This window comes from Arenibacter palladensis (genome assembly GCF_900129275.1).
In the GTDB taxonomy this organism is placed as follows: Bacteria; Bacteroidota; Bacteroidia; order Flavobacteriales; family Flavobacteriaceae; genus Arenibacter; species Arenibacter palladensis.
Genome location: NZ_FQUX01000001.1, coordinates 1,440,720 through 1,453,515, shown reverse-complemented (window position 1 = coordinate 1,453,515; position 12,796 = coordinate 1,440,720). Strand labels below are relative to the sequence as shown.

Here is a 12,796-nt window from a genome sequence, read left to right as displayed (position 1 = left end):
TGCGTTTGCCATTTTGCTCTTTAAAAGACGGTGCTACTTTGAGGCAACCCTTCTTAAGTATCGAGCCGTTTTTTTGGATACTTCCTCCGGTCTGTATTTTATTTTTTTTGGTGATTTCCCAAACAACTCCTTAAACCAAACACAGGCGGCCAAGTAGCATCCATTTTCGTTGGCATGGAACCGATCATTTGAGCTCCAAAGATCGATTTCTTCCCTTTTCTTGAAAGATCTATTAAAGGCGTCACCAGATGGTAAAATGGGCGAACTGTAACGTTTGGACAGGACTTGATAATTTTTCTTCAGCCCGTGGTACATTTGCTCCGACGTAATCCCAAAGTCCGTCAAACGAGGACAATCCTGAGCATAGGCCCAGGTTTCATGAATGTAAATTTTGGCCCGGGGAGCATATTTTTTTACGTAATTACGAATTTCATCCGCGTAGGGCTGGTAGGTTTCCGCCTTAAAACTAAGATGGCTTACCTGTTGAATGGTAACAATATCCCAATCATTGGTTAGCAACCATTCTTTTAAAGTCTTGCCATTATGAGGTTTAAGTGACGGATCCAATTCACTTTGCCTCATAAGGTCAGCATGTTTTTCCAAATGGCATCCCCCAATATTTGCCTTCCCAATAATAATATTGCAGCCTTCTACCGATTCTGTAATTTGTTTCAAATATTTGCAGGCATTATCCGCAAAACTATTGCCAATGGTCAAGATCCGGATGGTATCCGATACCCTTGTTGAAGGATCTTTTGCAAATGCTTTACCTGGATGGGTAAAAAATGCCACTGACAGAATTACATAAAATTTGAAAGCTTTCTTTATCATAGGTGACTCATATAGATTTTGATTATATTAATTCCGAAATTCTCATCAAATAACTGATTTAATGTATGTTAACGCCGAATAACTAATTTACTCGAACTGAATCATCTTTAATTCAATTGTTCCTATCGAGCGTCCAGGTTTAGTTCGAATCTGCGTTTTGAATTCAACATGGGCAGTATTTTTATTTGTAAAATGTTGCGAATTGTTAATCATGAATGTTCGATTACCTTTCATTTGAATGGCATCGGGATTGGGTTCATCGTTTATTACAATTTTCCAATCCTTAAAGGCAAGTCCATATCCACCGGATTCTGCATTTTCAAATCCACGGTCATGGGTAATGTATTGGAACTTCAATTGGAACTGACCTACTTTATTTACTAAGTGCGGTGTTAAATCAATACTGAAATCTTCCCATTCTTCGGAATAGGTTTCATTGTCCCAACCACCAACAGTTATTGGCTCGTTAGCCAAATTGACATCGGTATCTGACCTAAATAATTCGATATTATAAACGGCAAAATTGATAATTGATGGAGTTGCAATAGCTTCAGATATTCGGAGCCTTACTTTGGAAATTGTTAATGGGGGAAATTCCTCAATTCGTTTACTGCCTACAGAGGTACCCTCTTTCAAGGTTTTCCATGTGCCTTTTGAATATCCCTCAATCTCAAATTTACGTACCCGTTGCCCCTTCAAAATTTCTTCTTGTATAATGGCACAATTAACGTTTATTGATTTTTTAAGGTCAATCTCCAGTACATTCCCCTTTCCCGAAACCGAGGCTATAGGTTTATCGAACCTTCTGGCAATTTCCTTTCCGAATGCCTTGTAGCGTTTTACATGCGTTTTTGGAATCAACCCGGTCGTATCAGGAGTAGCATTCAATAACAATGAACTTCCACGGCCCACTGATTTTTTGTAAACATCCATTAAATCAGCTACACTCATTATCATATTGTCCGTGTTGGGAGCCCAGAACCAGCTGTAGGAACGATCGTTCATCAAAAAGGGAACATCTACCTCTACAGGGGCATAGGCTTCACCCTCAGGGTCGGAAGACAGTGCCGTTGATTGCCCTGTGGCCAAATCGGAGTTGTCAAGAGTATACCAATTGGGGTATGGAGCAATTCCCCTTTCGTTGCCCACCCAACGGATGGTCGCCTGGGGACCCTGAAAAATTACGGCATCACTGGCATGTTCTTCAAGAATATCGGCGATGTCTATCACACAGCTCCCATCAAACCATACTTCTTTCATTGGTCTGTACTTGGACAGGACTTCGGTCAATTGCTGTCGGAACACTTTATTATAAGCTTCCTGCTTACTAGGATCTTTGGTACGGCCACCACTTCCTAGGCCAGCTCCCCAAGTTTTGTCACCGGGATAAATATATACGCCAAGCTCCAGTCCGAATTTGTCACACGATTGTGACAGTTCCTCAAGTACGTCGCCCTTTCCGTCTTTCCAAGGTATATTCTTCACACTATAATCAGTAGTATCGGTCTGCCACCAACAAAATCCTCCGGAATGTTTAGCAACAAACACTATCATAGTCGCCCCCCAAGATTTGGCTACTTCACACCATTGGTTAGTATCGAGTTTGGATGGATTTAGCCTCCCCATCGGAAGAGAATTATCATCTTGGCTAAGTCCCGTCCAGGTATTCGGTGCGAAATGGATGAACATGAGCCTTTCGTTCTTTTGCCAATGTGCTTGGGGACCCGATGGCAGCGAAATCATATTCTGGGTCACCCGATAATCGGTTGCCAGCAAGGCGAAATCCACAATGGGCTTTGGATTTTGAAGACTGTGGGGGTGATGCCCTACCCCAGGTTTATGAATAACATTGATCATACCCCCTGCTTCCTTTATTTTTTGTTCAAAGGGGAGTGTGTTTTCAGAAACAGGTACTACAACATCTGCATCACCCACTACATGCAACATTGGAAATCCAGCCTTGGCGATCTTTTGCGTTAGATCCATGGGATTCCCTTTGAATTTCAAGGCCTCCCCTTCCGTTCCAAAGCTAAAGTCCCGCTTGAAAGTATCCCATGTTTCCGCACTGCCCTTAGATCGTCCTTTGCCCCCAGGCCAGCTTTTCAAATCAAGGACCGGGGCATCCGCATAAACTCCCGAAACTCTTTCCGGATATTTTGCCGCCCATCGATAGATATATACTCCGCCCCTACTCATTCCTTCCATCACTGATTTCTTTGCCAGACCAGCCTTGGTAAGTAGTTGATAAAAACCATCCCAAATGGATAAAGCCTTATCGTTACCGAACATTTCTGCAACATCGCAATAAACTAAATGGAAGCCTCTTTCCAGCAAAGCGATGTCTGCCTGCGGCTCGTGTCCCCAGAAGCGGGCGCGCCAAATCCAAGGCTTGCCTATAGCGGTCTGTTTGGGCATAACAATTTTAGCATTGCGCTCCTTGAAAATAAAATCGTGTCCCTGAAAACCATGGAAATTAAAAGTACTAACATCCTTTGGCAAATACGTGGAAAAATCCACTGGTTCAATGGTTTTCATTTTGACCAATTCACTTATCCTTCTGGCAATGACCTTTGCACCTGCTACCGACGGATGGACCTTGTCGGGGAACAGCTCTGGAGATTCGATCATTAAATTATAGAGGTTTATTATTTCGCTTCCCGTGTCATAGGCCACCTCCCTGACCATGGGCAATAGTTTTTCACGCACTAACTGTGCCGTTATACCGATACTGTCATTGGAAAATACAGGAACAGGCAATAATAAAACGACCCGCGGATTGCTCGGCAACTTTTTAAAGGATTCGATCAGATCTTTGTAATCCTGAATATAATCATCCAAATGCCCCCTGTTGATAGGTTTGGTATCATTGGTACCCAACTTGATGAACACCCAATCTGGCAGGAAATCCATCGCTTTTTGATAAGCCTCCGTTTTCCAGTAGGACAGATTGCCCTTGCGCAACAAAGTTGTACCGCTGACCCCAAAGTTTTGTACATCGTAACCATCGCCCAGTATTGACCCCAGTTGCGCCGGATAGCTGTTAACCTCCCTGTTATCTATCTTGGCGCCATAGGTTATACTATTGCCTACACAGGCAATTTTTCGTTTTTGACCATTTACGAAAATTGAAAATTGAATCGTAATGAACAAACATAATCCTATTTTTAAAAAATTCCGTTTCATTGAATTATATGGATTAGAGTGTATCCAGTTTTTGCTAGTTATTTTTTCTTAATCAGAAAATTCAGATTTGCATTTGCACACTATTCCCTGTGCATATTTTACTTTAATCCTGTATTCTAGCTACGAAGAGTAGAGCAAATCAAAAACAATTTAAACTTAATTTAGGAACACCTACGGAAGCGGTCACTTTGAGCCTTATGCCTAATAGCGCTTGAGGGGTCAGTACTTCGATCCTCTTATGGCCTATACTCTGGCCATTACTCAATAATTCCCACCCTTTGTTGGTTTTTCCATAAATAACGTATTCCCTGACCCGCTCTCCTTTAGGTATATCTTCCTTTATCACAACATGATTTACTTCCTGTGGTCTGTTGAAGGTTATTGTCAGTTCGTTTCCTTCTCCGGATATAGACCCTAAAGACTTTGAAAACTTTTGATCAATTGTTTCACCGAACTTTTGAAGTCTTTCAAAATCAGCCTCTGGGACCAAGCCCCTGTCATCAATTACGATTCCTAGTAACATATTTGTGTTGCGGCCCACAGTTTGAACATACCTTTCCATCAAATCATCCACACTCCGGATGGTCCTCTCTTCTCCTTCCTGCCAGAACCAGCCTCCCTGAAAAGCATGTCTACGTAAAGGGAAATCTGCTTCTCCTGGGCACCAATATTTACCAGCAGGATCTCCGTTCAAGCCTTTAATTTGAACCATACCGGTCGCAGTAGTCGTAGAATCCGCTGTTGCCCAACAGGGATAAGGAGCTACACCATCTTCATTTCCCACCCAACGGATGTTGTTCTCGTATCCGAATGGACCCTGAAAAGCAATTGCGTCAGGTTGGTATTTTTCAAGGAGAGAAAGCATGTCAATCCCACCTTTTTCTGGTGGCAAAACTCCTCCATCGAACCAAATTTCAAATAGTTCCCCATATTGACTCCATAATTCCGTGAGCTGGGTCTTCACTACTTCATTGTATCTTTTTTGCTCCTCAGGATCCCCGGACAAAACCAATCCCGGATTATCAACGTGAAAATAAGCATTGGCGGAAGCACTGGCATACAAGCCAGGCTTCACATCATATTTCTTACATGACGCAATAAAGTCTTTTACGATATCTCCCTGCCCATTCTTCCATGGTGAATTTTTTACGCTGTATTCGTGGGCTTTTGTCGGCCAAAGGCTAAAACCGCTACAATGTTTGGCAACTAACACGGCATAGGTCGCCCCTGCAGCTTTAGCAGACCGAATCCATTGGTCGGTGTCGAGTTTCTCGGGATTAAATACCGACGGGTCAGGTTGATAGTTCCTTGTCTTGCGCCATTCGTAATCGGGCTCGAACACTTGGACATCGAGGTGAAAAAGTGCACCGACCTCTGCATCTGCCCATTCTATTTGGGACTGGGTCGGCAAGACAAGATTATTCTCTCTTTTGCAGGATGACCCGCTTATAAAGACAATTAAGAAAAAAAATGTGGATTTTATAATGTTCATATCGGAAAATAATGATTTATAATTTATTCAATTTTTCGGGATTTTAAATTTACACAGATTCGTAAGTTCTTTTGGAATCTACATAACTGCCATAAAACATTCTATTTTTTCTCGGATAATCCCCTATGATGAAGACATCCGCCCAGAAATAGAACTATCAATAAGAGACTATCATTAACGTTCCCAATCCATTAAATTTTTAGAATTTAATTTGTGTAATAATAATGATCTATGGTTCCCCATAAAAGGATGAATTTCAGTCGCCCGTAATTGAAAACCCCTTTCTGCCCGATGACAAAACCCAGTTGCTATATCTTCAAATAAACCACCTTTGTTATCAAGCATTTTTGAACCATACTCCGTTTTTTTTAAGGTTATAGTTTAAATAAGATAGTGAAAAGAATACACCTTGTTTTGTTTAGATTTCATCAGGATAAGGAACTGGCTTACCAGAAGACTTATTAATAGGAAGTGTTGCATCAACTTCTCTCAAGAAACTCCCCAACTTTGAAGCTAGTTCTTTTACTTTTTCAGGGTATTGTAGAGCCATATTGTATTTTTCGCCAATATCATTCGGGATATTAAACAATTCAAAATTATGATCCTTATACCAATATACTAATTTCCAGTTTCCACTTCTGATTGTACTGGTTGTGCCAATTCCTGGACCTCTCCCTCCCCATTTATTTGGAAAATGCCAGAACAAGTCGCGTCCGTCGGCAGTTGTCCCTTCCTTTTTTAACATTGGCACAAAGCTCTTTCCATCAACTATCTGTTTTGTTTGGTATTCTTCAATCCCAGCAATTTCCAAAATAGTAGGAAAATAATCATCAATAACTAAATACTCTTTACATACCGATCCTTCCTCAACTACTCCAGGCCATTTCACGATCATGGGTTCACGTATGCCTCCTTCATAGGCTGATCCTTTACCACTATTGAGCGGAAAAGAGGAACCTCCTACACCACCGTTATCCGACATAAAAAGAATTACGGTGTTATCACCTATACCCTTTTCCTCCAAAAAACTCATCAACTCTCCCAGACTTTTATCCATACCTTCCGTCATAGAAGCGTACAAAGCGGCACTTTCATCCAATCCCATATCAATATATTTCTGATAAAATGGTTTATGAGGTGCCCAAGGTTGGTGTACCGCATAATGAGACATATAGAGGTAAAATGGCTTCTCTTCTTCCAACGCTTTACCCACAGCGTCTTTAGCCTCAATAGTAAGCACATCAGTTAAGTGAATATCCTTCCCATGGTACTCATTCATCCCGGGAACATCCCAAATTAAATCGCCATTCCTCCATGCAGCGCTAAAGTCATGAATACCTTCAAAGGAGCCAACCCCTCCTGCAAAATGTCCAGCAATATTAATATCGAACCCAAGATTCAAGGGGTTAGCCCCTGGGGTTCCTTCTGCCCCCCAATGGGCTTTGCCACAATGAATAGTAAAATAACCGTTCTTTTGCAGTATTTCAGGTAAGGTTGTTGCCGAGATCGTCCTTGAAATGTTGTCTACGCTTGCCGGCTGCAGCCCATTTAGGTTCCAATCAGGAAATTCTAATAAATCATCTTTAGCATCAACTGTCTGATTCTTCCGCAATGTCCAGTTGGTTACTTTGTGGCGAGCGGCGTTCATTCCTGTCATTAAACTGGTGCGTGAAGGGGAACAAATACTATTGGCATATGCTTGGGTAAACATCATCCCTTGCGATGCCAACTTTTCCATGTTAGGGGTATGGAACTTCTGGTTCAAATGAGTTTTTTCTTTCCAGAACGGTAAGGATGTATCTTGCCAGCCCATGTCATCAACTAAAAAAAAGATAATGTTGGGAGGCTTGGATTCTTTAAAATCCTGCGCAACTGAGAATATTGTAAAACATAATATCATTACAAGTATGGGTTGTCTAACTCGGTTTTTCAAACTGTTCATTCTTAAATTTTTAATGATCTATTCTTTTCAATTCGGCTACAATAACATCGGAAATCTATTTTATTCCGAACTATTCCAGAATTCATCAAATTCAGGATTAGTACCTTTTTTGTCCCCTCTCCCTTCACAGGTATATCTCAAAGCGGTGTTGTCTTCAGGGTACCGGTCATTATCGTGAGCAGGCTCTACCCATTGAGCGAAATTTAAAGGAACCGAGAAAAGCCCCGGTCCCGTTAAAAACTAGCTCAACAACCTCTAAATTTTTAAAATCTTTTTCCAATTGTAAAATCAAAGACTTTACCATCCAGGGTTTTGTTGCAAATTCGGGTTTAATTGAAGTTCCCTTAGTGGCAAAGGGAACAAGTAATTTTTTGGTGTTTCAAAAGAACGTGCTGATTCTACTTCAGCTTGGATGAATCCATCGGAATTTATCATTACATCGGTCCCTGGTGTAAGTTCGGGGTAAGCACTTTGCTGAAACAACGCACCTAAAACCGCTTTTGGCAAATCATTTTCTGCTGTTTTCCAGCGAATAATGTCATCATATCGGAAACCTTCCCCTGCCAATTCTACTCTTCTTTCCCTTCTAATTTCCCCCCGCATATCTAGGGAATTGGCAGCAGCGAATGCATTGGTCAAAGAAGGCATACTCACACCTGTTCTGCTTCTAAGTTGGTTGATTGAAATGTCCAAATCAGAATCGCTAATAGCATTTTCAAGTTCATACACCGCTTCGGCATAGTTCAACAATACTTCCGCGTATCTCATCAAAATAACATCCGTATAAATAAAGGTTACGATTTGTGCAAGGGGATCACCTGGTTTTTTTGGCCAATACCCAGTGGCCGTCCGTGTCAAATCAGGAACTAATGGTTGCCCGTCGAACATGGTTCCCGGTTCCCAAATGGCCGCTTTCATTCGCGGATCCCTGTTCTTAAATTCAGACTCCAATGAGGTGTAACCTTGAAAAAGGGTTGATCGGTCAATGGGAAGTCCATCAGTACATAAATAAGAATCCACTAAATATTTTGTAGGATCTTGCAAGGCATCAATGAGATGCCCCCTACCTCTGGGGCTTACTCCCGTTTGTGTTTCATCATATCTAATGGAAAGCATTACTTCAACATTATCCTGATTTTCATTAAAAAATAACTCCTCCAATGGTGCTTGGAACACTTCATATTCCCCATCATTTATTACTTGCAATGCCGCATCTCTGGCAACGGTAAGTAAATTGTTGGCATCGCCTCCACTATTATGGAATTTAGCCCAAGTACCCTCATAAAGGGCCACTCTGCTAAGATATCCCAAGGCCACCCCTTTTGTTATCCTTCCCTCATCGGCAGAGTTCAATTCACTTTTTTTCGGCAGGTTGTCGGCCGCAAAGTTTAAATCCGAAATGATTTTGTTAACAACGGTTTCCCTACTGTCTTTTGGGAGCAGAACATCTGAAAACTCCAAGGTCATATCGACATAAGGAACATCACCATATCTTTTCACCAATAGCGCATGATAAAATGCCCTGAAAAAACGAGCTTCGGCCACATAGCGATTTTTCACCGGCTCATCGACTGCTGAAGTTGCCGCATTTTCAATAAGATCGTTGGCCCTTCTGATGCGGGTATACGCATTGGCCCAAATATTACCATCTGTATTGGAGGGTTGCAATGTTCCGTTACTTACGGTACTTCCGTTGTAATAATCTATGGAGTTCACGTCTGTGGTCGTACTTAAATCAATGTCACCATATAGATCATTTGCGGCAAGCTTAAAATCGTTTTCCGATAACCAAAACACATTTGACGAAATAGTATCCAAAGGTGTTTTATCCAGAACTTTATCACAGCTGCAAAAAAGGAAGATTACAGCTAATGTCAAACTATATATATATTTCATGTTGTTTGTTTTATATTAAAATGTAAAGTTCAGGCCTAAAGAATAACTCCTGTTCAAAGGATAAGATCTACCGGCCTGATTGGAAACTTCTGGATCAAACAAAATTAAATCTGTTTTTTCCCATAGATTTTCTCCACTAAAGTAGATTCGAGCATTACTAAACCCAATCTTGTTTAATACCTGTGGAGACAGCGAATATCCAAACTGGAGGTTTTTTAACCTTATATAGGAAGCATCCTGTACCCAATAGTCTGAAAACTGAAAATTAAGATTTCCTGCATAGGGCCTAGGAAAACGTGCCTCCGTATTATCAGGTGTCCAGTAATCGTGTAATTCTGCAAAGGCCCAGTTATCCCAGGGATTTATAAATGGACCAACGGCATCGACGTTTAAATAATAATTTCTTTTACCTACCCCCTGAAAGAAAAGAGCAAAATCAAAACCTTTCCACTCTGCTCCCAAATTAATGTTATATAGCTTACGCGGTGTTAATGAACCAATATATTCAACATCATTTGGCTGACTGATGGTGCCATCCTCATCAATATCTACATATTTTATATCCCCAGGCGCCACATTAGAGTTTAACGTGGCACTATTGTTCACTTCTTCCTGTGTTTGAAAGAGTCCATCAGTCCGGTATGCAAAAATGGCATTTACGGGATACCCCTGAATATTTCTTATCCCAGAGGAAAGGTTTGCAAATTCTTGATCTAAACTGGTAATCTCATCTTTTTGATCGGAAAAATTAAACCCAATATTATAGTTTAGACCAATACTATTAACATTATCTTTCCAATTAACCAAAAATTCATATCCCTTGGTTTCCAATTGACCATTGTTACTGGTGGGAACCGAAATACCAATTATGGACGGTATTTCTATGGGTATGAGCATATCTTCGTTTTTCTTCACGTAGTAGTCAAATTCGGCCGTCAACCTGTGGTCAAGAAATCCCAGGTCTATTCCAATATTGGTAGATTTTACCGTTTCCCAACTCCTTTGCTCGGAAGGTAATCTTGGATTCCATGCCTGCTGTCCCAAACCTCCAAGGAAGGGAATACCACCATTTGAAATATTGTACACGGGGATATGATCGTAGAGCCCTATCCCAGATTGGTTTCCTGTTTCTCCATAAGAAGCACGTATTTTGATATTTGAAAATATTTGTTGTGATTGCATAAAAGGTTCATTGCTTAGCCTCCATGCCAATAACGTCGATGGAAATAGACCCCATTTGTTAAGATCGGAGAATCTGGAAGAGCCATCCCTTCTGAACGTAGCCTCAAAAATATATCGGTTATAAAAATTATAATTGAACCTCCCGAAGTAAGACAATAGTCCCCACTCCCCTGCACTCCATGAATTTGTGGAAGTTTCTTGATCCCCTAAACTCAGAGCAGGCAATTCATTACCAAGGATATTGAACCGTTGTGTGGAAGTGTTTTCAGAATAATTTTCCTCAACAGAGGTCCCCGCCATAATATTAAAGGCGTGCTCACCGACCGATTTGGTATATCTGACAATCAACTGTGTGTTATAGAACCTGTTATAGGTATTGTTTAAAATAACCCTATTAGGCTGATTCACCCACCTAGGCACCCCCCCCGGATCTACAATTTCTCCGTCCGTATCATTTTTAAAATATCCGCGACCGAATAATGTTCCTTTGGCCCAACCCACATTATACCCGACCAATCCTTCAAGGGTGAAATCTTCGGTAACATTCCAGTTAAGTCCAATTCTACCTTCAAACCTATTGTCAATGTTTTCATCAAATCCCGCTTCTCTCAACAATTGCAACGTATTCTGCTGGAATCTATAACGGGAGTAGTTTCCATTTGGATCAAATAATTCCTGATTCCTTCCATTATCAAAAACACTTTCAATAAGTGTCTCAAAAAGAGATGATTGCAATTGATCGGTACTGGTAAAACTAAGATTGGTGGTCAAAATCAGTTTTTCGGGAATTAAATCGTTGGTCAGATTCGCTCTTATACTATAACGGTCAAAGCTATCGGGGCCATACTTTGAGAAATAACCGTTTTGATCCAGCCATGAAACGGACATTCGGTACGTATTTCTTTCTCCACCTCCACGGATAGATAACTCATGGGATTGTTGGAAGGATTGATCATAAAAATAATCTACCCAATCAAAATCACCTGTAAAAAAGAAGTCCCTGGCATTGTTCTGATTGGGTACTGCGGTTACGTTGGGATCTGCCAGTGCATCCAAAACATATTGTGGGTATAAAGCTCCCTGACCTGCGTTCGCAGTAGCAAAATTTCCAAAGGTGGCCGATTCCAATGGAGACATTTGTTCCGGTACAATAGTGGGCTTTTTGATACTTGCATTCACATTATATTGTACAGTCAATGCCTGATTTTTATATCCTTTTTTGGTGGTTACAAGAATTACACCTTCTGAAGCACGTGACCCATAAATAGATGCAGATGCACCATCTTTTAGTATTGAAATGGTTTCAATGTCATTGGGATTAATATTGTTTAAAACTCCAGGAATACCATCGACAATAACCAAGGCACCATCACCATTTAAAGATGACGCACCTCTGATTGTAATATTAAATCCGGCCCCCGGCTGCCCAGATGTAGGCTGAACAGTTACTCCAGGAATTTGGCCTTGCAATGCTTCGGAAACATTGGTAACCGGCCTGTCTTGTAATGCCTTTCCATTAATTTGCGCCACAGCACCGGCAACATTTACTTTTTCTTGAGTACCATACCCAACTACAACTACCTCATCCAAATCGGCAGCGCTTTCCTCCAATATAATGTTAAAATTAGTCTGTCCATTTAGGCTCACTTCTTTTGTAGCAAAACCAACGTAAGAAATTACCAATACCGAGTTTTCGTCTTCTACAGATATTGAAAAATTCCCATCAAAATCAGCTTGAGTTCCATTGGTCGTTCCCTTTTCAAGAATATTTGCTCCCGGTAAAGGAACACCATCCAAATCTGTAATGGTACCGCTTACTTGATATTGCACATTTTGATTCACCAATACTGCTTGACCGCTATCAACTGATTCTATGAGCTTTTTCTTCACGACAATAGTGCCACCTTCCGTGAAATTATACGTAAAACTTATAGGAGATAAGCATTTATCAAGCAGCTCCCCGGCTTTAATCACTCCTTTTTTGAGGTCGATATTTGGGGCGGTTTTAATCAGGTCATGCCGATAAATAAACTTATAATCGGTTTGTTTATTGATTAGGCGAAAGGCTTGTCTTATTGTCAGGGACATATCGGTATCAATGATAATCTCAGCATCTTGGGCCTCACCATTAAGGGGAGCGAGCGCAAATGAAATCGAACAAAACAGGAAAATAATGGATTTCATAAAAAAGTGTAAAAGAACTTTGCCCAATGGACAAGGTGGTCGGTTGATTAATTTAATTTTCATAAATTTGTAATGGTTTAGTTAAA

The 12,796-nt window shown here is 40.8% G+C and carries 6 protein-coding genes; all 6 read right to left on the bottom strand.

Going from position 1 to position 12,796, the window contains the following annotated elements:
* Positions 1-33 precede the first annotated feature (33 nt).
* Positions 34-831 (bottom strand): DUF4886 domain-containing protein, encoded by a 798-nt coding sequence (locus tag BUA60_RS05740; RefSeq protein ID WP_072860714.1) that lies wholly within the window; start codon positions 829-831, stop codon positions 34-36.
* Between the two features lie 87 nt (positions 832-918).
* On the bottom strand, positions 919-4,014 hold the full coding sequence (locus BUA60_RS22975) for an alpha-L-fucosidase (protein ID WP_072860713.1): 3,096 nt from the start codon (positions 4,012-4,014) through the stop codon (positions 919-921).
* Between the two features lie 139 nt (positions 4,015-4,153).
* Positions 4,154-5,506, bottom strand: coding sequence for an alpha-L-fucosidase (locus BUA60_RS05730; RefSeq protein WP_072860712.1), 1,353 nt, complete (start codon positions 5,504-5,506; stop codon positions 4,154-4,156).
* A 418-nt stretch (positions 5,507-5,924) separates the two neighbouring features.
* The gene (locus BUA60_RS05725; protein WP_072860711.1) at positions 5,925-7,448 is read right to left on the bottom strand and encodes a sulfatase; all 1,524 of its coding nucleotides are present in this window, start codon (positions 7,446-7,448) and stop codon (positions 5,925-5,927) included.
* A gap of 297 nt (positions 7,449-7,745) precedes the next feature.
* Positions 7,746-9,344: a RagB/SusD family nutrient uptake outer membrane protein gene (locus BUA60_RS05720; protein ID WP_072860710.1), complete on the bottom strand. Its 1,599-nt coding sequence runs from the start codon at positions 9,342-9,344 to the stop codon at positions 7,746-7,748.
* 15 nt (positions 9,345-9,359) lie between these two features.
* Positions 9,360-12,710 (bottom strand): SusC/RagA family TonB-linked outer membrane protein, encoded by a 3,351-nt coding sequence (locus tag BUA60_RS05715; RefSeq protein WP_072860709.1) that lies wholly within the window; start codon positions 12,708-12,710, stop codon positions 9,360-9,362.
* Between the last annotated feature and the right edge of the window lie 86 nt (positions 12,711-12,796).

Excerpts from the sequence above, each read along its gene's own strand:
- BUA60_RS05740 (WP_072860714.1), bottom strand. The coding sequence starts at position 831 with ATGATAAAGAAAGCTTTCAAATTTTATGTAATTCTGTCAGTGGCATTT.
- BUA60_RS22975 (WP_072860713.1), bottom strand. The coding sequence starts at position 4,014 with ATGAAACGGAATTTTTTAAAAATAGGATTATGTTTGTTCATTACGATT.
- BUA60_RS05730 (WP_072860712.1), bottom strand. The coding sequence starts at position 5,506 with ATGAACATTATAAAATCCACATTTTTTTTCTTAATTGTCTTTATAAGC.
- BUA60_RS05725 (WP_072860711.1), bottom strand. The coding sequence starts at position 7,448 with ATGAACAGTTTGAAAAACCGAGTTAGACAACCCATACTTGTAATGATA.
- BUA60_RS05720 (WP_072860710.1), bottom strand. The coding sequence starts at position 9,344 with ATGAAATATATATATAGTTTGACATTAGCTGTAATCTTCCTTTTTTGC.
- BUA60_RS05715 (WP_072860709.1), bottom strand. The coding sequence starts at position 12,710 with ATGAAATCCATTATTTTCCTGTTTTGTTCGATTTCATTTGCGCTCGCT.